This is a genomic window from Acidocella sp. MX-AZ02, assembly GCF_000306035.1.
GTDB classification, from domain to species: Bacteria; Pseudomonadota; Alphaproteobacteria; order Acetobacterales; family Acetobacteraceae; genus Acidocella; species Acidocella facilis.
This window is the reverse complement of record NZ_JH976207.1, coordinates 358107-380757: the sequence shown is the minus strand read 5'-3', so window position 1 is coordinate 380757 and position 22651 is coordinate 358107. Positions and strand designations below refer to the sequence as shown.

Here is a 22651-nt window from a genome sequence, read left to right as displayed (position 1 = left end):
GCCAGCGGCAGCAGCGCCGGATGGGCCACGGAAAAGGCCGGAAGCGAGGTGGGCAAAGCGGCGAATTCGGCTGTGCTGAACGCTCCGGGGCGGCGCGCGGGGGCCGGCAAGGTCGCGAGGGTCATATCGTCTCCGCCAGTAAACGCCACTGGCCATAGCGCACCTGCACCCGCGCCGCCAAGTTTCGAGCAAAAATCGGCGCCAGCCGGACCATTTCGGCCCCAAGACCATTGTGCCACGGAATGGCGCATGACAGGATGAGGTGGCTTGTTTCCCAGGCCGCCGGGGCAGTCCGGCCCCGCAACCGGTTCAGGAGCGCCCGCCAAAAAAGGCGGCGAGACGCGATGAAGAAGATCGAAGCCATCATCAAACCCTTCAAGCTCGATGAGGTGAAGGATTCGCTGGGCGAAGTGGGGCTGCAAGGCATCACCGTCACCGAGGCGAAGGGCTATGGGCGCCAGAAGGGCCATTCCGAGACCTATCGCGGCGCCGAGTATGTCGTTGATTTTCTTCCGAAAGTGAAAATCGAGATCGTCTGCGACGACGATCTGGTCGAGCGCGCGGTGGAGGCGATCATGAACGCGGCGCGCACCGGGAGGATCGGCGACGGCAAGATCTTCGTCTCCGAGATCGAGGAGGCGATCCGCATCCGCACCAACGACAAGGGCAGCGCGGCGCTGTAAGGAAGGGCTGGCCGGAGGAGTTTTTTGCTTTTCCGGCCCCTGCTTTGTCAAAATAGAGGTTAACATTTTCCGCCGGAGCGTCTAAGGACGGGTCCGATTTTTTGTGCGGAGCAAGAGACCTTGGCGACGATGTATACCGAGACGGTGAAAACCGTCCGGCACTGGACGGACCGGCTGTTCAGCTTCACGACGACGCGCAATCCGGGCCTGCGCTTTCTCAATGGACAATTCGTGATGATCGGCCTGCCCATCAATGGGCGGCCGCTGCTGCGCGCTTATTCGCTGTGCAGCGCCAATCATGAGGACCAGCTGGAGTTTTTCTCCATCAAGGTGCCGAACGGCCCGCTGACCCAGCATCTGCAGAAGCTGCAGCCGGGCGATGAGATCATCGTCGGCGGCAAGCCCACCGGCACGCTGGTGCAGGACAGCCTGACCCCGGGCAAGTATCTCACCATGCTCGCCACCGGCACCGGGCTGGCGCCGTTCGTCTCGGTGATCAAGGATCCCGAGGCCTATGACCGTTATGAGAAGCTGGTGCTGGTGCATGGCTGCCGCGAGGTGGCGGAGCTGGCCTATGGCGAGAAGGTCGTCGCGGATCTGCTGGAGGACGAGTTCTTCGGCGAGCTGGCGCGCGAAAAGCTGCTTTATTACCCGACCGTGACCCGCGAGCCCTTCCGCAACCAGGGCCGCATCACCGACCTGCTGGAGCAGGGCAAGCTGGAGGCGGATCTCGGCCTGCCGGCGTTCAACAAGGAAGATTACCGGGTGATGCTGTGCGGCAGCCCGGAGATGCTGGCGCAGCTGCAGGCGATGATGGAGGCCCGCGGCTTTGCGGAGGGCAGCCATTCGGTGCCGGGCCAGTATGTGATCGAGAAGGCGTTCGTGGAGAAATAACCTCCGCGCTGCTGAAACACCCCGCCCGGGTACAGCCCAGGCGGGGTTTTTGTTGGAAAAATTGCAAAAGTTTTTTGGTGCCGCTTTTTTCAAAAAAAGCGGCGAAAGACGCCCGGGCCTATGCACCGCCGGCGCCCCCCAGAATGCTCAGCTACAAATCCCGTCCTTCATCCCGAGCTGGGTGCAGAAAGCCAGATGCGACGCCGGATCATAGAGCACGATGGCGATCCGCCGCCCCGCCCCTTCCACCACGCTCGGCTCGCCCAGCGTCTTGGTCTTGGCAAAGAATTCTTTCGCGGTGCCAGTATTCTGCCCGGCATGACCATAGACCACCCAGACCCGCTTGCCCGAAGCCACCGCCTGCTGGGCCTGGGCAAGGTCGCCGCCGGCATGGGCCAGCACCGTCGCCCTCGCGTCGGCCGGCAGATAATGCTGCAGGATCGGCAACGCCCCGTCATCGGAGAGATAGAGCATATCTCCTGGGGCTACGTCATTGGCCAGAATCTGCGCGGCCACGTCCCAGCGCGGCTTGGTCTCTGCGGCGTAGTAAGGCAGCGCGTTGACGAGTAGCAGCGCGCCCGCCCCCACCACCGCGGCCCAGGCCACGCCCGGCGCGCGCCGGTCCAGCAGCGCCGCGCCACCAATCCCGGCCAGGATCGCGAAAGGCGCCGCGCTCCAGAGCAGATAGCGCGGCAGGAAAATCGGGTGCTTCAGGGAAATCAGCACGAACAGCACCGGCAGGAACAGCAACGCCACCGCCAGCATCGCCATCACCGCCGGGCGGCGGCGCAGCTTCCAAGCGGCGACGCAGAGTGTGGCGAGCAGCGCCGCATCGATCAGCCAGATCACGCCCGGCGTCGCATCGCGGGAGATGAAGCGGAAGGAAACCCAATCCGCCACATGCATGAAATAGACGCTGCCCAGGCTGTACCAGAGGCGCGCCGCGTCCAGCGGCGGAATCCAGCCCAGCGCGTTGGTCACGCTCTCGGTCTGGAAATGCAGCATGACCAGATAGAATGGCGCGGTGAGGGCCAGGATGGCGGCATCCGCCAGGGCGAGATTGCGCAACAGCCCCCGCCGATGATCGCTGAACCCCAGCAGGCAAAGGAAGATCAGATTGGCGGCCAGCCACCAGGGCAGCGCATCACCCAGCACATCCAGCGCCGCGACGGTCCCCAGTACGAAGCAGAGCCAGCCCGCCTTGGCCTGGCGCCAGTTGCGGCTGGCCGCCGGCAGATCCAGCGTCAGCCGGGTGACGCCGTAGAGCGCCACCAGGATCAGCGTCATTTCCATGGTGTAGGAGCGCGCTTCCTGGGCGAAGGCCAGCGCCATCGGCGAGAAGCCCAGCACCAGGGCCGCCAGCACCCCAGCCAGCCGCCCGGCGATGCGCGCCGCGATCAGATAAACCAGCATCACCGCCGCCGCGCCGAAGAGGGCCGAGGGCAGGCGCAGCCAGAATTGCGGATCGCCGAAATGGGTCAGCGGCGCCAGCATCAGGAAGAAGCTCGGCATGTGATGATTCTGGAAGGAATTCACCATCAAGGCGCCCGGCTGCAGCGAGGCGCGTTGCAGGGTGAACATCTCATCCAGCCAGAAGGGCCGGCGCCCGAGATCGATCACCCGCGGCAGCAGCGCCAGCAGGAAGATCCCGGCCGGCCAGGCGAAGCGCGCGAGCGATGCCGCGCGGTTCGCCTGGCTGGAGCCGGTCTTGATCTCGGGTTTGACAGTAATGCTCACGCGCTGACCTGTGTTTGAGACTGTGACGGGGACGACGGCCCCTGCAATTGCGACTCAGGCGTCGGCTCGGGCCGCCAATCGCGGAAAAAGGCGCGACCAATGGCCCCTGCGAGCTCCTGCAGGTATATTTGTACGAGGTCCAAATAATCGTGCAGACCCGTGGCTAAAATATGGCTGAGCTTGACCTCCAACAAGAGCTCGCGCAGCATCTCCACCCGCTCCAGCGCCTCCGCCCCGCGTGACAGGCCGAAATGCCGGCGCAGATCATCGAGATGCGATTCAATCCGCCGCACGCAGAGCAGCGGCGAGCGCGGGTTGGAGGGATCACGCAGCAGGAACTGCACCACATCCTCCGGCGCGAATTGCGCCCGGGCCTGGCGCTTGAAGGCGTGATAGCCGGCGGCGGCGCGCAAAATCGCGTTCCATTGCGTCAGCTCCGCCACCCGCTTCTCCTCCCCGCCGCGCGGCAGCAGGGCGGTGAATTTGATGTCCAGCATGCGGGTGGTCTGGTCGGCCCGCTCGATATAGCGGCCCAGCTCGTAGAAATACCAACCCTGGTCCCGGTAGATGGTGCCCTGGGTGATGCCGGTATGGGCCTGCACCCCCTCCTTGATCCGGGTGCAGAGGCGCGAGAGCGCGTCCCCCTCCAGATCCTCCGGCGTGATCCGGCTGACAAAGCGGTGAAACACGTTGAGCTGCTTCCACATCTCCGTGCTCATCAGCGGCCGCAAGGTGCGGGCATTGGTGCGCGCATCCTCCAGGCTGGCGGGGATGGAGGTGCTGTTGCCTTTATCCAGCAGATAGAAGCGCTTCACATGCGTCGCATCCGCCGAGAAGCCGCGCTCCAGGAAATTCTTCTCATCGGCATTGATGCGGATGAGCCCGAACCAGGCCTCGGTCTCGAAGCCAGGGCTCTCGAAGCTCTGCGTCACATCGATCAGCCGCGCCATGTTCTCGACGCGCTCCAGATAGCGCGCCATCCAGAACAGCCCCTCGGCGTCGCGGGCGAGCAGCCCGGGGTCGCGCATATGGGTCATGGCGTGTCTCCCTTCGTGGGGTCGTCCTTGCTGAAATCCTCGGCCAGCACCCAGGTATCCTTGGAGCCGCCGCCCTGGCTCGAATTCACGATAAGCGACCCCCTTTTCATTGCGACTCGTGATAACCCGCCGGGCAGCACCCAGCTTTCCTTGCCGGTGACGATGAAGGGCCGCAGATCCAGATGGCGCGGGCCGATGCCCTCTTCCGCCAAAGTCGGGCCAACGGAGAGGCCGATCATCGGCTGGCTGATCCAGTTATCCGGGTCGGCCGAGATGGTCTCGCGCACTTTCTCCAGCTCCTCCTTTGAGGCGCGCGGGCCGATGGTGATGCCGTAGCCGCCGGATTCACCCACCGGCTTGGTCACCAGCTTGTCGAGATTCTCCAGCGTATATTTCAGCCCTTCCGGCTCACGGCAGATATGGGTCTCGACATTCTGGATCAGCGGCTCCTCATCCAGATAATATTTGATGATGCGCGGCATATAGGCATAGACCGCCTTGTCATCCGCCACCCCGGTGCCGACAGCATTGGCGATGGCGACATTGCCGGCCTTCCAGGCGCGGATCAGCCCGGGCACGCCCAGCATGGAATCCGGCCGGAACACTTCCGGGTCCAGGAAGTCGTCATTCAGCCGGCGATAGATCGTGTGCACCGGCTTCAGCCCGGAGATGGTGCGCATGAAGACGCGGTCATTCTCGACCGTCAGATCCGCCCCCACCACCAGCGGCACGCCCATCTCGCGGGCCAGGAACACATGCTCGAAATAGGCGGAGTTATAGATGCCCGGCGAGAGCAGCACCACCTGCGGGTCCGCATTGTCGCCCGGCGCCACCTCGGCCATCGCCGCGCGCAGGCGCCGCCCGTAATCATCCACCGGCTTCAGTTTGATGCCGGACATCAGGTCCGGGAAGGTGCGCAGCATCAGATGCCGGTTCTCGATGACATAGGAGACGCCCGACGGGGTGCGGGCATTATCCTCCAGCACCCGGAAATCCCCCGCCTCGTCGCGGATGATGTCGATGCCGCAGACATGCACATAGGTGCCGTGGGGGACCGGGAAATCCTTCATCTCCGGGCGGTAATTGGCGTTGCCATAGACCAGCTCGCCGGGGATGATGCCATCCTTCACCACATGGCCCTTGCCGTAGATATCGCCCAGGAACAGGTTCAGCGCCTTCACACGCTGGGCGCAGGCGCGCTCCAGCAGATCCCATTCAGGCGCGGTTAATACACGCGGGATACAATCAAAGGGCAGGATTCGGTCGATCGCCGTGGCGTCGGAATAGACCGTGAAGGTGACGCCGAGATCGATCAGATCGGTTTCGGCGGCGGAGGCGCGGGCGCGCAGCGCTTCCAGCCCGATGCCCTGCAGCCGCTCGGCCAGCCATCGCGGCACCGGGCCGGCATCGGCGCGCGGCGTCGTCAGTTCGCAAAAGAAACGGCCTGGATCATATTCGGGCCATAAATGCTGAAAAATGTCGCTCAAACCAAAGCCTCCGGCGCGCCTAGGCGGAAAAAATGATGATGGAAAAAGCGATGGGTCGTCAGAGTATCAGGTTCGGAGTGACAGGCCGGAAACAGCCCGTGCTTACGCGCGAAGAGCACCAACCGGGCAGAAGCCGCCCAGCAATTCAGCACGCATCACCTGAGATTTGGCGCCGATCCGTCATGGTACATTGTAAATCTGCCTTCAAAACATCCATGTCCGCAAGGTGCCTCCCTGGCTGCGGGATTTAGACTTCATGACAGTTATGCAAGCATCGGACCAAGCACGCCCCGCCGCCGCGCCGCGCCGTTTCCCACGGTGCGACCAGACTGACCGGGCTTGCAATCAGGGACAGGTAGGCACCCGTCCTACACTCTGTTAATCCTGTCGAAATGCAAATTTTGTCACCCTACGACGAAACACTGGACCGACAGGGACGGCTGAAAAGCCCCTGGTCGCCGGTTTTGTCGGCCGTGCGCGAAATGGGCATGATCGAGCTGGAGCGGCGCTGCGCGGCGCTGGGCCGGCAGGTGGGGCTGGCCGCGCCGGCGCTGCTGCCTGCCGCCCGGCCTTACGACCCGTTGCCGGCGCTGCTCACCGCCTCGGAATTCGCCTGGCTGGAAGAGGCGGTCAGCCAGCGCGCCGAGCTGCTCTCACAGGTGATGGAAGATCTCTACGGCCCGCAGAGCCTGATGCGTCTGGGCCGGCTGCCGCCGGCGCTGGTGCTGGCGGACCCGTTCTTTCTGCGCGCGCTGCATACTGGCGGGCCACTACCGGCACCGCGCCTGGGGCTGTATGCGGCGGATGTGATTCGCGGCACCGATGGGCGCTTCAAGCTGCTGCGCGACCATACCGGGACCATTCCCGGGCTTGGCCACGCGCTCACGCTGCGCCGCCTGGCGAATGGGGTGCTGCCTGAATTATTCCGGGCCGGGGCGCTGCGCTCGCTGCGGCCGGCGCGGGAGATTCTGGTGGATCAGCTGCAGCGCCGGGCCGAAGGCGGGCTGGTGGCGGTGCTCTCCGGCGGGGCGGCCGCCCCGGGGCTGCCGAATGGCGACGATGCGCTGCTGGCGCGCGCGCTGGGCGTGCTGATGATCGAGCCGGCCGATCTCGCCACCCGCAACGGCGCCTTGCATATGAAGACGCTGAGCGGGCTGCTGCATGTCGCCACGCTGATCCGCGGCGTGTCGGGGATCGATCTCGACCCGCTGGAGCAAGGCGGCCGGCCAGGGGCGGGCATTGCCGGCGCCTTCGGGGCGGTGCGGGCCGGGGTGCTGAACATGCTCAACGCCCCCGGCAGCAAGCTGCTGGAGTCGCAGGTGCTGCACCCTTATCTGCAGGAGCTGTTCGAGCCGCTGCTGGGGGCGCCGCACAAGATGCAGCAGGCCGAGCCGGAAGATGTGGCGCTGGCCTCGCAAGCGCCCTTTCTCGCCCCTGATGGCGTGCTGACCAAGGCGCCACTCTGTTTTCGCATCTTCTCCTGGCATGACGGGCTGCAGTGGCAGGTGCTGCCGGGCGGGCTGGGCCTGGCGATGGATGCGCAAGCCGGGCTGGGGCTGAAGGATCTCTGGGTGTTCGACGGCGAGGAATCGCGAATGATCTCCGGCGCGCCCCCGGCCGAGCCGCCGGAGAAGGTGAAATTCCTCGCCGCCGCGCATCTGCCCTCGCGGCTGGCGGATAATCTGTTCTGGCTCGGCCGCTCGGTGGAGCGGCTGGAGGCGGCGGCGCGGCTGCTGATGCTGGCCCTGCCCCGGCTGGAATCCGGCACCTCGCTGCCGCGTGACATGGCCGAGCGCGGGTTGATCTCGCGCTGTCTCGGCCAGGCCGGGCTGCTGCCGGCGGATGTGGCGGGCTCCGCCCTCTCCGGCCGGCTGCTGCGCCAGACGCTGGCGCGCCGCCGCCCGCTGGCCGGGCTGGTGAAGGAGGTGGCGCGGCTGGTGGATGCCTCCTCCGAGCGGCTTTCGCCCTCGATGCTCGCCACCGTGCGGCTGGCGCTGCAGCAGGCCAATGAGGCGCTGCCGAACGAGGAAGCGGCCTTGCCGGTGATGCTGAATTTCGCCGCCAGCTTCGCCGGCATCGCGGCGGAGAACATGTCCCGCGATGGTGGCTGGCTGTTCCTGGAAATGGGCCGCCGGCTGGAGCGCGCCGAGACGATGGCGGAGACGCTGGCGATTTTGCTGGACGGGCCGATCCCCCGGCTGGAGCCGGGGCTGGCGCTGGGCATCGAGCTCGCCGATTCGGTGCTGAGCTATGAGCTGCGCCATGCCGGCATCATCGCCCCCGGCCCGGTGCTGGCGATGCTGCTGGCCGATGGCTCCAACCCGCGCGCCCTGGCCTTCCAGTGCAACGCGCTGCGTGCCTGCCTGGAGCGGCTGGGGGCGGATGACGATGCCGAAACCTCAAGGCTGCTGCAGCATGAGCTGGCCGATCTGGCCGGCGGCGGCGCGGCGCTGAGCGCCACTTTGAGCGCCATGGCGGCGAAGCTGCGCACCCTGTCCGACCGCGTGCAGCGGCGCTTCTTCACGCTGCTGCCCGCGGCGCATACGCTTGAGGATGAAGAGATCTTGGAAGCGGCACAATAACTTGCCACACTCCGCCGCGATATGACCCTGTACCGCCTGAACCACGCCACCGCCTATGATTATGCCGAACCGGTGGTGATCGGCACGCATTTCATGCATTTGCTGCCGCGTTCGCGCCCCGGCCAGATCATCCGCGAGGCGCGGCTGGAGATCTCGCCGCTGCCGGACAACCGGCGCGATGAGATCGACCATTTCGGCAATTTTACCACCAGCGTCTCGCTGACCGGGGCGCATAAGCAGTTCAACGTGACGCTGAGTGCAACGATCGAGGTGGAGCAGCCCTTGCCGCCAGCGCACACGCCGCGCTGGGAGGCGATCGCCGCCTGGGCGCTGCATGAGGTGGAGGTGGCGGAGTTCTGCCTGCCGAGCGACCTCGCCAGACCGGTCGGGGAGATCGCGGATTATGCCGCGGTGAGCTTCCGGCCGGGGCGGGACATGCTCGAAGCCGTACTGGAGCTGAACCAGCGCATCTTCAATGAGATGACCTACAAGCCTGGGGTGACCAATAATTTCACCACGGCGCTGCAGATTTTACGCACCCGCACCGGGGTCTGCCAGGATTATGCGCATTTCATGCTGGCCTGCCTGCGCGCGCTGGGGCTGCCGGGGCGCTACGTGTCGGGCTATCTGCGCACGCTGCCGCCGCCGGGGCAGGAAAAGCGGCGCGGCGCGGATCAGAGCCATGCCTGGATCGGCGTCTGGCTCGGCCCGGAAATCGGCTGGGTGGATTTCGACCCGACCAACAATCTTCTGGTCAGCAATGAGCATGTGACTCTGGCCTGGGGCCGGGATTTCAACGATGTCTCGCCGCTGCGCGGGGTGATTCTGGGCGGTGGCCGGCATTCGCTGAGTGTCGGCGTGGATCTGGAGCCGGTACTGACCTAGCAGTTTGTTTATAAACAACTTTTTTGAAATTATAAAAATTTTTTGGTGCCGCTTTTTTTCAAAAAAGCGGCGAAAAACGTTTGGGGTGGTGGCAACGGCGTTGCCACCACCCCAACGTTTATGGGGACTTTTTGAAAAAAGTCCCCATACCCCCAAAAACTTTTTCTAATTTTACCAGCGGGCGTCAGGAATACTGCTCAAAAACCCCGCCAGCCCCGCCGCTGGCCGCGCATCAGCAGATAGCCGGCAAACCCCAGCACCAGCAGCACCGGGATCATCAGGAAGGCGGTCCAGACCACCACCGCGCCGACGCCAAGCGCCACCGCGAACGTCAGCAACCGCAGCGCGATCTGCGCCAGAGAGGGTTTAGACGGCTCGACGAAGTGCCCATCGGGCGTCATGTCGAGCACCGGGCCATTTTCTTTTGCCATATGACAGATCTAGGGCAGAGATGCGCCCTGTTCAACTGCGCGCCATGGCAAGGGGCCCTGCTTGCGGCTAAATGTCAGCCATGCAGGAAGATGATCTGTTCGGCCCGCCAGAGGCTGCCATGCCGGCCAATCCGGGCAGCCATCCCTTGGCGGAACGGCTGCGCCCGAAGGCGCTGGGCGATGTCGCGGGCCAGGCGCATTTGCTGGGGCCGGAGGGCAGCCTCACCGGCATGCTGGCGCGCGGCTCGCTGGCCTCGATCATCCTCTGGGGCCCGCCCGGCGTGGGCAAAACCACCATCGCCCGGCTGCTGGCGGATGCGGCGGGGCTGCAATTCCGGCAGATCTCGGCGGTGTTCTCCGGCGTCGCGGACCTCAAGAAAGTGTTCGAGGACGCCACCCGGCTGCACCGCGCCGGCCGCGCCACGCTGCTGTTCGTGGACGAGATCCACCGCTTCAACCGCGCCCAGCAGGATGCGTTTCTGCCGGTGGTGGAGGCCGGGACGATCACGCTGATCGGCGCCACCACGGAGAACCCCAGCTTCGCGCTGAATGGCGCGCTGCTCTCCCGCGCCCAAGTCTTCGTGCTGCGCCGGCTGGACGATGCGGCGATGGAGGAGCTGCTCAGCCGCGCCGAGGCGGAGATGAGCCAGCCTCTGCCCCTCACGCCAGGGGCGCGCGCCAGCCTGCGCGCCATGGCCGACGGCGATGGCCGCGCTTTGCTCAACATGGCCGAACAGCTTTTCGCTTTGCCCCCCGGCACAGCTCTGGATGAAACCGCCCTGGGCCAGCTGCTCTCCCGCCGCGCCGCCCTTTATGACCGCGACCGCGAGGAGCATTACAACCTCATCTCCGCCCTGCATAAATCCATGCGCGGCTCGGATGCGGATGCGGCCTTGTACTGGCTGGCGCGGATGTTCGCGGGCGGGGAAGACCCGCGCTATATCGCCCGGCGCGTCACCCGCTTCGCCGCCGAGGATATCGGCCTGGCCGACCCGCAGGCGCTGGTGCAGGCCCTCTCCGCCTGGGAGGCCTATGAGCGGCTGGGCTCGCCGGAGGGGGAGGTCTGCATCGCCCAGGCGGTGGTGTATCTGGCCACCGCGCCGAAATCCAACGCCGTTTATAAGGCCATCGGTGCCGCCAACCGCGCCGCCAAGGAAACCGGCAGTTTGATGCCGCCGATGAACATCCTCAACGCCCCCACCAAGCTGATGAAGAACCTGGGCTATGGCGAAGGCTACCAGTACGACCACGATACCGAGGAGGGTTTCTCCGGCGATAATTACTTCCCCGAAGGCATGGGGCGGCCGGATTTCTACCGGCCAGTGGAGCGCGGCTTTGAGCGCGAAATCGTCAAGCGCCTCGCTTATTGGCAGAAATTGCGCGAAGAGAGGCAATGACCACCGAGATACAAGTTCCCGAGGCCGGCGCCGAGATGCGGCTGGACCGTTTCCTGCGCCGCGAAGTGCCGGGCCTCACCCAGGGCGTGCTGCAAAAATTGCTGCGCACCGGCAAGATTCGCCGCAATGGCAGCCGCGCCGAGGCGAATGACCGCCTGGCCCTGGGCGATGTGCTGAGCCTGCCCGAGATCGCCCCGCCGACCGACGCGCCCAAGCCCCGCCAGATCGTCAAGATGGATGAAAACCGCACCAAGGAGCTGGAGCGGATGGTGATCTATCAGGATGATTCGGTGATTGTCCTGAACAAGCCGGCCGGGCTGCCGGTGCAGGGCGGCTCGGGCATCGCCGTGCATGTGGACGGGATGCTGGATGCGCTGCAGGGCGAGCATCCGGAGCGGCCCAAACTGGTGCACCGGCTGGACCGCGACACTTCCGGCGTGCTGGTCATCGCCCGCTCTGCCAAGGTGGCGGCGAAGCTCTCGGCGGCGTTTCGCGGCCGCGATGTCGAGAAAACCTACTGGGCGCTGCTGGTCGGGCTGCCGGATGCGCTGGAAGGGCGGATCGATCTGCCGCTGAAGCGCATCGATCTCGGCCAAACCTCCCGCGCCGAGCCAGCCTCGCGCAAGGATAAGGAGGCGCAGAAGGCGATCACCGATTATCGCATTCTGGACAAGGCCGGGCGCAAATTCTGCCTGGCGGAGCTGAGCCCGCATACCGGGCGGATGCACCAGCTGCGCGCCCATTGTTTGGCCCTGGGCACGCCGATTCTGGGCGATGAGGTTTATGGCAGCGCCTATCATGAGCATTTCGCCAACCAGCTGCATCTGCATGCGCGCCGGCTCAGCTTTCCGCACCCGGAAGGCGGCCTGCTGAGCATCGAGGCGGAGTTGCCCAAGCATATGGTGAACGGGCTGAATTATCTTGGCTTCCCGGCCCCGGACGCGGCCAAACCCCGGCGCAGCGGACGCGGCGCCGTCTAAACCCAGGCGCGGCGGGCGCGGCGCGGCCTAAGCCTTTCCTATAAATTACAGTCGGTTAACGGCCGAGGGGGTGGAAAACCCCGGGCTTTGCTGTCACATATCAAAGCATGCGCCGGTGGACACGCCCCCTTCTGTGCCTCTGCCTCGTCCTCGGCGGCAATGCCGCCGAGGGGGCCGATCCGGTGAATTACAATGTCAGCTTTGCCCCGTCCGGCGATGGCGGGCTGGACGGGCTGATGAAGCAGACCTCCTCGCTGGTCTCGTTGCAGAAGAAGCTCCCCCCTGCCCCGTTCGCGCTGATCGGCCGGGCGCGCACGGATGAGACGCATTTCATCACCGTGCTGCATGCGCTGGGCTATGATGCCGGCACGGCAAAGATCACCATCGACGGCATGTCCCTCAATGATCCGGCGTTGCTCGATCATCTCACCCGCCTGCCCCAGGGCAGCCAGGCCAAGGTCGCCATCTCCACCCAGAAAGGCGCGCTGTTCAGCCTCGGCCAGGTGAACATCACCGGGCTGCCAGCGGGCTTCAAGCCGCACCCCGGCATCCGCACCGGCCAGCCCGCCACCGCCGCGCCGATTCTCGCCGTGCCGGCCAAGCTCACCACCGATCTGCAAAATGCCGGCTATGCCTTCGCCATAGTGGCGCCCCCTTACGCGGTGGCGAATGAGGCAACGCATACGCTGAATGTGAGCTATAGCGTCACCCCTGGCCCGCGCGTGGATATCGGCGCGGTCAGCTTCTCCGGCCTCACCCGCACCGATCCGGCCTTCCTCGCCCGCCATATCAGGCTGCGCCAGGGCCAGCCATATTCCGACAAGGCGGTGCAGCAGGCCCGCGATTCGCTGCTGGGGCTGGGGGTATTCTCCTCCGTGACCGCGGTGCCGGCGACACAGGCGGTCTCCGGCCAGGTGCCGATCAGCTTTCATGTCACCGAGCAGAAGCTGCACGCGGTCACGCTCTCCGGCGCCTATGCGACGGATCTGGGTGTCTCCATCGGCACCAGCTGGGAGAATCGCAATCTCTTCGGCCATGCCGAGACACTGACCCTCTCGGTCGCCGCTAACGGGCTGGGGGGCACGGGCACGACCGCACCTGGCTATGACATCAAAGGCGTGTTCACCAAGCCGGATTATTATGTGCGCGGCCAGACGCTGACTCTCTCCGCCGAGGGGCTGCAGCAATCCCTCACCGCCTATCGGCGCACCGGCATCATCATCGGCGGCTCGCTCTCCCGCCCCATCACCGCCCATACCGCCATCACCTACGGCCCCAGCTTCACCACCGAGCGGGTGGACCAGGAAGGGGTGGCGCGCAGCTATGTGCTGGCGCAATTCCCGATCAATTTCACCTGGGACACCAGCAACTCGCTGCTGGAGCCCACGCGCGGCCATAAGCTCTCCCTCACCATCACCCCGACCATGCCGGTGGTCGGCACCCCGCATGATCCGTTCGTGATCCTGCAAGGCACCGGCTCGGTTTATTTCCCGGTCGAGCGCAAAGCCTGGGGCGTGGTGGCGCTGCATGGGGTGCTGGGCAGCATCCAGGGGGCGAGCCAGTTTGGCGTGCCGGCGGATCAGCGCTTCTACGCGGGCGGTTCGGGCACGGTGCGCGGCTATACCTACCAGACCATCGGCCCGCTTTTCGCGGACGACACGCCCCAGGGCGGGCTGGCGCTGGATGCGATCAATCTGGAATTCCGCCAGCATATCACCAAGAGCATCGGCATCGTGCCGTTCATCGATGCCGGGCAGGTCAGTGCGGGCTCTGCCCCGTTCAAGGGCACGCTGCGCGTCGGCGCCGGGCTGGGGGCGCGCTATTACACCTCGATCGGGCCGATCCGGGTGGATTTCGCGCTGCCGCTGAAGCGCACCCCGGGCAGCAGCGCCTTCGGGCTCTATATCGGGCTCGGGGAGGCGTTCTGAACCATGCGCTGGGTGAAACGCATCCTGATCGGACTGCTGGGGCTGGTGGTCATCGTCATTCTGGCGATGGTGGGCGTGGTGGTGGCGCTGAATTCCGCCGGCGGGCGGGCCTTCGCGGTGCGCGAGATCAATAAATACGGCGCCGCTTATATCCAGATCGGCCAGCTGCGCGGGCATTTCCCGGCGGACATCAATATCACCAGCTTCGCGGTGAAGGACCCGAAGGGCATCTGGCTCTCCGGCCGGGATGTGACACTGAAATGGTCGCCCTTGCAGCTTTTGCGGCGCAATCTCGCCGTGCGGCTTTTGAGCGCGCAAAGCCTGGATGTTGCCCGCGCCCCCGCCTATCCAGCCAGCAAGCGCAAAAATTCCGGCAGCAGCCAGTTGCCCAGCTTGCGGCTCAACCTCGACCGGCTGGAGATTGCCGCGCTGCATGTGGCGCCATCGCTGGCCGGTGAGGATGTGACGCTGCATGTCACCGGGCAGACGCATCTGCGCGATCTCCAGCATGGCGACATTGCGCTGAACGCCACCACCGAAAGCGGCGATGCGGATTACGCCCTCACCGGCACGCTCGACCCGCGGAATGTGGCGATGAAGCTGCATGTGCAGGAGCCGCCGAACGGGCTGATCGGGCATTTTGCCGGTCCGCAAGTGCGGCTGCCGTTGAAATTCGACGTCATGCTGAACGGCCCGCGCGCCCATGCCGCGCTGCAGGCGGCGTTGGCGCTGGGCGATGCCCGGCTGAACGTCACCGGCACGCTGGGGTTGGACCAGACATCCCCGTTCGCGGATGTGGTGCTGAGCGTGCCCGCTTTGGCCCCGTTCGGCACGCTGGCCAGGCAGCCGATCAGCGGCCAGACCCAGCTGCATCTGGTGGTGGAGCCGACCGCGAAACAGGATGGCGCGACGCTGGCGCTGCAAGGCGATGTCGCGCTGAACCAATCCCCCGCCGGGCTGGATAAATTCCTTAATGGCGAGACGCATCTTTCGCTGCTCGCCAGCCTGCAGGGCCACAAGGTCACCATCGGCCAGCTCTTGCTGGATGCCCCGCACGCGCAGATCAACGGCCATGGGGTACTGGACAAGCAGCAGCTCGACCTGACCACAGATGCCAAGCTCAACGACCTCGCAACCCTGCTGCCACGGCTGCAGGGCGCGCTGCAGCTGCATAGCCATGTCACCGGCACCATGCAGGATTTCGCCACCAGGACCGCCATCGACGGCCAGATCAGCGTGCCGAACGTACCGAGCGGCCCGTTCCAGCTCACCCTCGCCGCCCAGCATCTGCCGAAAGCGCCGCAAGGGACTCTCACCGGCAGCGGCACGCTGGCCGGATCGCCCTTGAATATCGATGCCCGCTTCACCCGCCAGCAGGATGGCGCCGCCAGCCTGAACATCGCCAGGCTGGACTGGAAATCACTGGCCGCGCAGGGGGATCTGGCGCTGGCGGCCGGCGCCAAGCTGCCCACCGGCAGCGCGCATCTGGCACTGGGCCATCTCGCGGATTTCGATGCCTTCACCGGCATGAAACTGCATGGCGCGCTGCAGGCGGATTTCGCCGACCAGGGTCAGCAAACTGTCTCGTTGCAGGCCAGTGCCAAAAATATCTCCGGCGTGCCCTCGATCGGTGCCGCCAATGCCACGCTGGAGGCGCAAGGCACGCTGGATGCGCTGGCGGTGAAGCTGGATGCCAGCGTCGCCCGGCTGATGGGCTCAGCCGCCAAGCTCGCCCTCACCGGCACGCTGAACATTCCCGCGCAGAGCGCGCACCTGGCCAGCCTGACCGGCAATTGGCACGGGCTGAACGCGAAGCTCAACGGCCCCGCCGACATCGAAGCCAAGCCAGAGATGGCGGTGCGGCATCTGGACCTGTCCGTCGGCAAGGCCGCCATCGCGCTGGACGGCACCCTCTCCCCAACGCTGAACGCCAAGGCCAGCGTGAAAAATCTCGATCTGGCGCTGGCGAAATTGTTCGTACCCAGCGTGAATGCCGCCGGCATCGTCAATCTCACCGCCAATGTCACCGGCACGCCGAAGGCGCCCGCCGGGCAGGTGGCGCTGACTGCCACCGGCCTGCGCTATATCGACAAATCCACCGCTGGCCTGCCCGCCGCGAGCATTTCCGGCACCGCGACGCTGAAGGGCGACAGCGCCGATGTGAACATCAAGGCCCAGGCCGGGGCGGATGCGGCCATCACCGCGCGCGGCACCGCCCCGCTCTCAATGACCGGGCCGATGAAGCTGGCGCTGGAGGCGAAGCTCGATCTGGCGATGCTCAATCCGGCGCTGGCGAAGATGCACACCAAGCTCAGCGGCACGCTGAGCACCAGCGCCCAGCTCTCCGGCACGCCAAGGGCGCCCGCCGGGCAGATCAGCCTCACCGGCCGCAATCTGCGCGACGAGGCCGGCCCCACCGCCGCCCTGCCCGCCGCCAGCCTGGATGCCAAGGCCAATCTGCAAGGCCAGCGTGCCGCGCTTGATGTGGCGGTGAAGGCCGGACCGGATGTGAACCTCACCGCCCGCGGCACCGCCCCCTTCACCAGCACTGGCGCCATCAATCTGGCGGTGGCCGGACGGCTGGATTTGAAGCTGCTCGACCCGATCCTCGCCGCGAACGGCAATCTGGTGCGCGGACGGATCGACACCAATCTGCGGATCGCCGGCACCGCCAAGGCCCCGCGCGCCAACGGCACGCTGCAACTGGCCGATGGCAGTGTGCAGAACATCGCCTCCGGGCTCAACCTCACCGCCATCACTGCCAACGTGAACGCCGCCGACAAGCTGATCACCCTGCAAAGCCTGTCCGCCACCGCCGGCCAGGGCAAGATCACCGGCCATGGCAGCATCAATCTCGGCGCGCCGAACCTGCCGGTGGATATTTCGCTGAATGCGGACCACGCCACGCCGATTTCCTCCGATCTGGTCAACGAGACGCTGAATGCCGCGCTGCGCCTGCAGGGCGATCTGAAGGGCAACGCCACGCTCGGCGGCACGGTCGATATTCTCAAGGCCAATATCAACCTGCCGAAATCGCTGCCGCCTTCGGTCGCCAATCTGCCGATCCATAATGGCAGCGCGCCGCCGCCCAAACCCAGCAGCGCCGCGCCCCCCGCCCCGCCGATCCGCCTTGCCCTGGATGTCCGTGCCAGGAACCAGATCTTCATTCGTGGCGACGGGCTGTTCGCGGAGCTGGGCGGCAATATCCATATCGGCGACACGGCGGATAATCCGCAGCCTTCCGGCGGCTTCAACCTGATCCGCGGCACCTTCTCGCTGACCGGCACGACGCTGCAATTCACCTCCGGCAAGATCGATTTCAACGGCGCCGGCTTCATCCCGGTGCTGGATCTTGAGGCGACGACGCCGACCAGCACCAACGGCACCGCGACCTTGGTGATCGGCGGTACGGCGGCGAAGCCGAAGATCACTTTGACCAGCTCGCCGCCAATGCCGTCTGACGAAATCCTCTCTCAAATCCTGTTCAAGCAGAGCGCCTCCAGCCTGTCGCCGTTCCAGGCAGCCTCGCTGGCGGTGGCGCTGGCCCAGCTCACCGGTGTCGGCGGGGGGTTCAGCCCGATGGATTCGGTGCGCAACGCGCTGGGGCTGGACCAGCTTTCGGTGGGCTCCGACAGCGCCGGCAACCCCGCCGTGCAGGCCGGGCGCTACGTGGCGCCGGGGGTTTATGTGGGCGCCAGCCAGGCCACGTCCGGCGGCGGCACCTCGGCGAAAGTGCAGATCAATCTCTATAAGGGGCTGAAGCTGCAAACGACGACGGGGCAGGACAGCACGGGTAATAATGGCAGCTCGGTGGGGCTGACCTACCAGTTCAATTATTAGCCTCACCGCGCCGGGCCAGCACACCCTTCAGGGAGATGCCCCAGGAGGTGCCCAGGGGACGAGAGACAAAGCGGGCAAGCGCAATGCCGCGTGGGAGGCAATGCGAAGCCGCGTGCCCGGGATCTGCGAAAACACTCTCAACCCGGACCTGGACGCCAGCGCCAGCGCCGGCGCGGTGCCCTGCCCGTGGGCGAAGAAAATCACCGTATCGGGCGCTTGCGGCTGGGGATACCAAAGGATTTGCGAGCGCTGAAACCGCCCCGGCGCCAGGGCGACCACCGCGCCATCCGCCGCCACCCGCCCGAGCGTCGCCTGGCTCAACAGCTCAATCGCCCGGTTGGTCCGGGCCTGCATCGCCAGGCTGGGTGGTGAGAGGAAATCCCCCGGGAAGCGCAAATTTTGCGGATTTTGCATCCCCCAAAGCCCGACAAAGGAGCAAAGCAGGATCGTCACAAAGGCACGTTTGGCCTGAACCGGCGTGGTGACGTGGCGCGCCTGCAAGCGGAGCGCGAACCCATGCCCGGCCACGGGCCATACCATCCCGAATACCAACGGAAACGGATAATAATTACAGAGCGTCCCAGCAAAGGGGCTGCTGGCCATCAGATTCAGGGCCAGCCAGGGCAGGCAGGATATGAAGCCGGCCACGATGGACGGGGCGCGCCAGCGTTCCGCCAGGATGACCGCCGCGATGATCGGCAGCACGAGATAGAGCCGGTAGATCAGCCAGAATGTGAGGCGCGTGGCGATTGTTACCAGACTCACAGGCGGAAAGACGCCATGGCCGAGATAAACATCATCCAGCGCCGCCGCGTTTGGGAAGATGGCGTGCTGAATGGCGAGAATAGAGGCGCTCCAGCCCAGTGCGGCCACCGCGTAACCGGCGAGCGGGCGCAGCCTTCCCCACGCTACCCCCTGCATACGCAGCGCCCAGATGCCGCAGGCCAGCAGCAACCCAAGATGAATGCCGGCATCCTCGCGGGTGCTCAGGCAGAGCGCAAAAAAGCAGAGCGCCGACCCATGGCGCTCGCGCAGCAGGCAGGCAAGAAACGCGATACCGCTGGCCACGATGAGCAGTTCGAAATGCGGATTGCAGCTTGCGGCCAGTACCATCCCGTTGAACGCGAACAGGATCGCCAATCCGGCAGCAGACCAGCGCCGCATAGGCACACTGCGCAGCAGCGCGTATACCGCCAGGGCCATTCCCCCGTGCACGCAACCGAGAAACAAGGAAAAGAACTGTTCGCGTGTGACCGGCAGCAGCCAGGAGATGCCCGAGGTGAGCCAGAACACCTGCGCCATATGGGTGGCGAGAAAACTCCCCCCTCCCCACACTAAGGGCAATGCGAGGCCCCAGCCATTATGCCACATGACCGAGGCGAGGATGCCGGCATCCCCCCACCAGGCGCCGTTAATATAAAAGCTGCGCAGACCCAGCGTGAAAAACGCATAAGTGGGGATAAGGACAACCGCGATCGGCAGCCCCCATCGCCGCAATGTCTCCGCCTTAGGTGCGCTCACGCGTCGCCGAGAAGGTCAGCTCCGGAAAATTCTCCTTCATCCGGTTCAGCTCCCAGGCATTGCGCACCATGTAGACCGGCGCGCCGTCGCGGTCCTCGCTCATCGCGCTCTTATTCACCTCGATGAAGAATTTCAGCCGGGCGCTGTCCTGCGAAAAAATCCATCGGGCGGTGTCGAAGGGCGCCGGGTCGAAGCCGATCGGCACGTTATATTCCTGTTCAATACGCGAGGAGAGCACGTCGAGCTGCAACATGCCGACGACGCCGACGATCCAGTCCGCCCCGGTCATCGGCCGGAACACCTGGGTGACGCCTTCTTCGGCCAGATCCTCCAGCGCCTTGCGCATCTGCTTGGCCTTCATCGGGTCGGCCAGGCGCACGCGGCGCAGGATTTCGGGGGCGAAATCCGGGATGCCGGTGAAGCGCAGCTTCTCGCCCTCGGTCAGCGTATCGCCCACCCGCAGCGTGCCATGGTTAGGAATGCCGATAATGTCGCCCGGAAACGCCTCTTCCGCCAGCGAGCGGTCCTGGGCGAAGAAGAAGATCGGCGCCTGGATCGCCATCGGCTTGGCCGTCCGCGAATGGGTCAGCTTCATGCCGCGGGTGAATTTGCCGGAACAGATGCGCGTGAAGGCGATGCGGTCGCGGTGCTGCGGGTCCATGTTCGCCTGCACCTTGAACACGAAGCCGGTCACCGGCTTTTCCTCCGGCGCCACCTCGCGCACATCCGTAGCCCGGGGCTGCGGCGGCGGGGCGTTGGCGACCAGCCCTTCCAGCAGCTCACGCACCGCATAATCCTTCAAGGCCGAACCAAAATAAACCGGGGTCAGATGCCCTTCCTCGTAGGATTGCGCATCGAAGGCCGGATAGGCGGCGCGGATCAGCTCCACATCCTCATCCAGCTGCGCCTGCTGGTCGGCGGGGATGGTGAAGCTCTGCGCCGGCCCGTCCTCGCCCGGCTTCTTCGCGGAGACCAGCTGGTCATTGCCCAGATTATAGCAACCCCGGAACAGCCCGCCCGAGCCGATCGGCCAGACCATCGGGCAGATATCCAGTTGCAGCGTATCGGCGATCTCATCGAGCAGCGCGAACGGGTTCTGGCTCTCGCGGTCGATCTTGTTGATGAAGGTGGTGATCGGGATGTTGCGCAGCCGGCAGACCTCGAACAATTTCTTGGTCTGCAGCTCGATGCCCTTGGCGGCGTCGATCACCATCACCGCGCTGTCCACCGCCGTCAGCGTCCGGTAGGTATCCTCGGAGAAATCCTCATGGCCTGGCGTGTCCAGCAGGTTGAACACCGCCCCGCCGAACTCGAAGGTCATCACCGAGGAGGTCACGGAAATACCGCGCTGGCGCTCGATCTTCATCCAGTCCGAGCGGGTCTGGCGGCGGTCCTGGCGCGCCTTCACCATCCCCGCCTCGCGGATCGCGCCGCCGAACAGCAGCAGCTTCTCGGTCAGCGTTGTCTTGCCCGCATCCGGGTGGGAGATGATCGCGAAGGTGCGGCGCGGCGGGATGCCGGAGATGCTCTCGCTCTGGGGAAGGGGCTGGTCCATCGCGGCGATCTAGCAAGGTTTCGCGCCGAAACCAACCGCGCCCGGCGCTACCAGGGTACGATCTTGCCGCGATAATCCAGGAATTCGTGCCCGCCGCTGCCGGCGCGTGATTCCAGCACATCCGCCATGCCCTTGGCCGAGGTCTCGACATCCAGCGGCGCGGTCTCGCCGCCCATATCCGTGCGCACCCAGCCCGGATGCAGATTGACGATGGTGAGATATTCATGCGCGGCGGCGAAGGCGCGGCTGAGCCGGTTCAGCATCGCCTTGCTGGCGGCATAAAGCGGGCTGGCATCGTTGGCGTTGAGCTCCAAACTGCCCAGCGCCGAGGACATGAAAGCCAGCACCCCGGTCTCGGGCTTCAGCAGCAGCGCCAGACGCTCCGCCAGGCGCAGCGGCGCGATGGCATTGGTCATCATCAGATGCGTGATTTCCTCGGCGGTGACCTCGTCCAGCCCCTTGTCGCGCGGGCCGTAAATGCCGGCATTCAACACCACGAGGTCGAACACATGGCCCTTCATCCGCGCCAGAAACGCATCGGCCATATTCGGGTTATTGATGTCCAGCGTATCCAGCGTGAGTTGCTGGTAATATTCCTCCAGCCCGGCGCCGTGAATCGCGGTGCGCACCGTGGCGGTGACATGATAGCCCCGGCGCAGAAACTCCTTGGTCAATCCAAGCCCCAACCCCCGCGAGGCGCCGACGATGAGCACCTGCTTTCTTTCCGGCTTCGCGGCCATCGCCACTCCTTGCGTTTTGCGTCCGCCATAGAAAAGGCCCCGAACGCCGGGCGGCACAAGAGGCGCATGCGAATAGGAGCTTGGCAAAACATGATTTCCTCGTTAGCGTCAGCGCCCATGACGAAACCACTCACCCGCGCGATGACCATCGTAGCCGCCAATATTATTGGCGGCGTGCGTATGCGCGCGCGGGCGCGGCAAGGTTAGCGGGCTTCCCAACCCCGACCGTCCCCAACCCCGCCCACACGCAAGGCGGGGTTTTTTCTGGAAAACGCCCTGCCTCCCAACCCAAGAGGAGCTTTTCCATGTCGCCCCTGGCCTGGCTGCCGTTTCTGTCCCTCTGTGCCGCTGCGCTCGGCTTTGCCGCGGCCAATGCGCGGGCGCGCATGCTGGCGCGCCGGCCGGCCGAGCCGCCGCCGCGCGGCTTTCGCCCGGTGGTGATTGAAGGCGGCAAGGCGCAGATTCCGGCCTGTGCCGAGGAGGCCATGCCATGATCAGCATCCGCCCCGCCCGCGCGGATGATGCCGTCGCGCTCAACCGCATCTATAACCAGCCCAGCGTGCGCCGCTTTACCTGCGCCCTGCCCTTCACCAGCCTGGCGCGGACGCAAGCCGTGCTGGCGGATGAAACGGCGACGCATGCCCGGCTCGTCGCCTGCGGGGCGGATGGGCAGGTGCTGGGCGAAGCCAGCCTGCGCCGCGAAGCCAACCCAAGGCGGGCTTATGCGGCGACGCTGGGGATCATGGTGGACGAGACCGCGCAGCGCCAGGGCATCGGTAGCGCCTTGCTGGCGGCGCTGCTGGATCTCGCGGATCACTGGCTAAATCTGCACAAGATCGAGCTGACGGTATTCGCCAACAACGAGGCCGCGATCGCGCTTTATAAGCGCTTCGGCTTCGTCACCGAGGCGGTTCTGCGCCATGAGGCGATGCAGGAGGGCGTGCTGCGCGACGC

General features: G+C 65.4%; 18 protein-coding genes. 10 read left to right on the top strand and 8 right to left on the bottom strand.

Going from position 1 to position 22651, the window contains the following annotated elements:
• Nucleotides 1-121: 121 nt before the first annotated feature.
• On the bottom strand, nucleotides 122-364 hold the full coding sequence (locus MXAZACID_RS01845; protein WP_039884657.1) for a hypothetical protein: 243 nt from the start codon (nucleotides 362-364) through the stop codon (nucleotides 122-124).
• Between MXAZACID_RS01845 and MXAZACID_RS01840 the strand changes: the two genes are divergently transcribed.
• Nucleotides 345-683: a P-II family nitrogen regulator gene (locus tag MXAZACID_RS01840; protein ID WP_008492327.1), complete on the top strand. Its 339-nt coding sequence runs from the start codon at nucleotides 345-347 to the stop codon at nucleotides 681-683. The two genes, MXAZACID_RS01845 and MXAZACID_RS01840, sit on opposite strands and share 20 nt — an antisense overlap.
• A 120-nt stretch (nucleotides 684-803) precedes the next feature.
• Nucleotides 804-1577, top strand: coding sequence for a ferredoxin--NADP reductase (locus MXAZACID_RS01835; RefSeq protein WP_008492326.1), 774 nt, complete (start codon nucleotides 804-806; stop codon nucleotides 1575-1577).
• Between the two features lie 147 nt (nucleotides 1578-1724).
• On the opposite strand, the gene MXAZACID_RS01830 is transcribed toward MXAZACID_RS01835, so the two are convergent.
• Genes MXAZACID_RS01830 through MXAZACID_RS01820 form a run of 3 tightly spaced genes read right to left on the bottom strand, consistent with a single transcriptional unit; the run spans nucleotide 1725 to nucleotide 5838 of the window.
• On the bottom strand, nucleotides 1725-3314 hold the full coding sequence (locus MXAZACID_RS01830) for a glycosyltransferase family 39 protein (protein ID WP_008492323.1): 1590 nt from the start codon (nucleotides 3312-3314) through the stop codon (nucleotides 1725-1727).
• Nucleotides 3311-4351, bottom strand: a complete 1041-nt coding sequence (locus MXAZACID_RS01825; RefSeq protein WP_008492322.1) for an alpha-E domain-containing protein — start codon at nucleotides 4349-4351, stop codon at nucleotides 3311-3313. The genes MXAZACID_RS01830 and MXAZACID_RS01825 overlap by 4 nt, the downstream gene beginning before the upstream one ends.
• The gene (locus MXAZACID_RS01820) at nucleotides 4348-5838 is read right to left on the bottom strand and encodes a circularly permuted type 2 ATP-grasp protein (protein ID WP_008492321.1); all 1491 of its coding nucleotides are present in this window, start codon (nucleotides 5836-5838) and stop codon (nucleotides 4348-4350) included. Before MXAZACID_RS01820 ends, MXAZACID_RS01825 begins: the two co-directional genes overlap by 4 nt.
• A gap of 392 nt (nucleotides 5839-6230) precedes the next feature.
• On the opposite strand from MXAZACID_RS01820, the gene MXAZACID_RS01815 reads away from it, so the two are divergent.
• A complete protein-coding gene (locus MXAZACID_RS01815) occupies nucleotides 6231-8420 on the top strand; it encodes a circularly permuted type 2 ATP-grasp protein (protein WP_205619719.1) in 2190 nt (729 codons plus the stop codon).
• A 21-nt stretch (nucleotides 8421-8441) separates the two neighbouring features.
• A complete protein-coding gene (locus tag MXAZACID_RS01810) occupies nucleotides 8442-9305 on the top strand; it encodes a transglutaminase family protein (protein ID WP_008492319.1) in 864 nt (287 codons plus the stop codon).
• A 197-nt stretch (nucleotides 9306-9502) separates the two neighbouring features.
• Here the strand turns inward: MXAZACID_RS01810 and MXAZACID_RS01805 are convergent, their stop codons facing one another.
• Entirely contained in the window at nucleotides 9503-9736 is a 234-nt protein-coding gene (locus MXAZACID_RS01805; protein WP_008492318.1) for a hypothetical protein, read from the bottom strand.
• An 80-nt stretch (nucleotides 9737-9816) separates the two neighbouring features.
• Between MXAZACID_RS01805 and MXAZACID_RS01800 the strand changes: the two genes are divergently transcribed.
• From MXAZACID_RS01800 to MXAZACID_RS01785, 4 genes are all read left to right on the top strand, one after another.
• Entirely contained in the window at nucleotides 9817-11133 is a 1317-nt protein-coding gene (locus MXAZACID_RS01800) for a replication-associated recombination protein A (RefSeq protein WP_371137069.1), read from the top strand.
• Nucleotides 11130-12113: an RluA family pseudouridine synthase gene (locus tag MXAZACID_RS01795; RefSeq protein ID WP_008492315.1), complete on the top strand. Its 984-nt coding sequence runs from the start codon at nucleotides 11130-11132 to the stop codon at nucleotides 12111-12113. Before MXAZACID_RS01800 ends, MXAZACID_RS01795 begins: the two co-directional genes overlap by 4 nt.
• 107 nt (nucleotides 12114-12220) lie before the next feature.
• On the top strand, nucleotides 12221-14041 hold the full coding sequence (locus tag MXAZACID_RS01790) for an autotransporter assembly complex family protein (RefSeq protein ID WP_008492314.1): 1821 nt from the start codon (nucleotides 12221-12223) through the stop codon (nucleotides 14039-14041).
• A gap of 3 nt (nucleotides 14042-14044) precedes the next feature.
• Nucleotides 14045-17881 carry a translocation/assembly module TamB domain-containing protein gene (locus tag MXAZACID_RS01785; RefSeq protein ID WP_008492313.1) on the top strand — a complete coding sequence of 1279 codons (3837 nt, stop codon included), beginning with the start codon at nucleotides 14045-14047 and terminating at the stop codon, nucleotides 17879-17881.
• A gap of 27 nt (nucleotides 17882-17908) precedes the next feature.
• On the opposite strand, the gene MXAZACID_RS01780 is transcribed toward MXAZACID_RS01785, so the two are convergent.
• From MXAZACID_RS01780 to MXAZACID_RS01770, 3 genes are read right to left on the bottom strand one after another with little or no spacing between them, the layout of a single operon-like run.
• Nucleotides 17909-19402, bottom strand: coding sequence for a hypothetical protein (locus MXAZACID_RS01780; protein WP_144052611.1), 1494 nt, complete (start codon nucleotides 19400-19402; stop codon nucleotides 17909-17911).
• Nucleotides 19389-20957 (bottom strand): peptide chain release factor 3, encoded by a 1569-nt coding sequence (locus MXAZACID_RS01775; RefSeq protein ID WP_008492310.1) that lies wholly within the window; start codon nucleotides 20955-20957, stop codon nucleotides 19389-19391. The genes MXAZACID_RS01780 and MXAZACID_RS01775 overlap by 14 nt, the downstream gene beginning before the upstream one ends.
• A gap of 47 nt (nucleotides 20958-21004) precedes the next feature.
• Nucleotides 21005-21697, bottom strand: a complete 693-nt coding sequence (locus MXAZACID_RS01770; RefSeq protein WP_008492309.1) for an SDR family oxidoreductase — start codon at nucleotides 21695-21697, stop codon at nucleotides 21005-21007.
• A 305-nt stretch (nucleotides 21698-22002) separates the two neighbouring features.
• Here MXAZACID_RS01770 and MXAZACID_RS01765 point away from each other — a divergent pair, with 305 nt between their 5' ends.
• Nucleotides 22003-22191 carry a hypothetical protein gene (locus MXAZACID_RS01765; protein WP_008492308.1) on the top strand — a complete coding sequence of 63 codons (189 nt, stop codon included), beginning with the start codon at nucleotides 22003-22005 and terminating at the stop codon, nucleotides 22189-22191.
• Nucleotides 22188-22651: GNAT family N-acetyltransferase (locus MXAZACID_RS01760; RefSeq protein WP_008492307.1), on the top strand; the 464-nt coding region annotated here is incomplete at its 3' end. The genes MXAZACID_RS01765 and MXAZACID_RS01760, both read left to right, overlap by 4 nt.

Excerpts from the sequence above, each read along its gene's own strand:
- MXAZACID_RS01840 (WP_008492327.1), top strand. The coding sequence starts at position 345 with ATGAAGAAGATCGAAGCCATCATCAAACCCTTCAAGCTCGATGAGGTG.
- MXAZACID_RS01845 (WP_039884657.1), bottom strand. The coding sequence starts at position 364 with ATGGCTTCGATCTTCTTCATCGCGTCTCGCCGCCTTTTTTGGCGGGCG.
- MXAZACID_RS01825 (WP_008492322.1), bottom strand. The coding sequence starts at position 4,351 with ATGACCCATATGCGCGACCCCGGGCTGCTCGCCCGCGACGCCGAGGGG.
- MXAZACID_RS01815 (WP_205619719.1), top strand. The coding sequence starts at position 6,231 with ATGCAAATTTTGTCACCCTACGACGAAACACTGGACCGACAGGGACGG.
- MXAZACID_RS01810 (WP_008492319.1), top strand. The coding sequence starts at position 8,442 with ATGACCCTGTACCGCCTGAACCACGCCACCGCCTATGATTATGCCGAA.
- MXAZACID_RS01805 (WP_008492318.1), bottom strand. The coding sequence starts at position 9,736 with ATGGCAAAAGAAAATGGCCCGGTGCTCGACATGACGCCCGATGGGCAC.
- MXAZACID_RS01800 (WP_371137069.1), top strand. The coding sequence starts at position 9,817 with ATGCAGGAAGATGATCTGTTCGGCCCGCCAGAGGCTGCCATGCCGGCC.
- MXAZACID_RS01795 (WP_008492315.1), top strand. The coding sequence starts at position 11,130 with ATGACCACCGAGATACAAGTTCCCGAGGCCGGCGCCGAGATGCGGCTG.
- MXAZACID_RS01790 (WP_008492314.1), top strand. The coding sequence starts at position 12,221 with ATGCGCCGGTGGACACGCCCCCTTCTGTGCCTCTGCCTCGTCCTCGGC.
- MXAZACID_RS01785 (WP_008492313.1), top strand. The coding sequence starts at position 14,045 with ATGCGCTGGGTGAAACGCATCCTGATCGGACTGCTGGGGCTGGTGGTC.
- MXAZACID_RS01775 (WP_008492310.1), bottom strand. The coding sequence starts at position 20,957 with ATGGACCAGCCCCTTCCCCAGAGCGAGAGCATCTCCGGCATCCCGCCG.
- MXAZACID_RS01770 (WP_008492309.1), bottom strand. The coding sequence starts at position 21,697 with ATGGCCGCGAAGCCGGAAAGAAAGCAGGTGCTCATCGTCGGCGCCTCG.
- MXAZACID_RS01765 (WP_008492308.1), top strand. The coding sequence starts at position 22,003 with ATGTCGCCCCTGGCCTGGCTGCCGTTTCTGTCCCTCTGTGCCGCTGCG.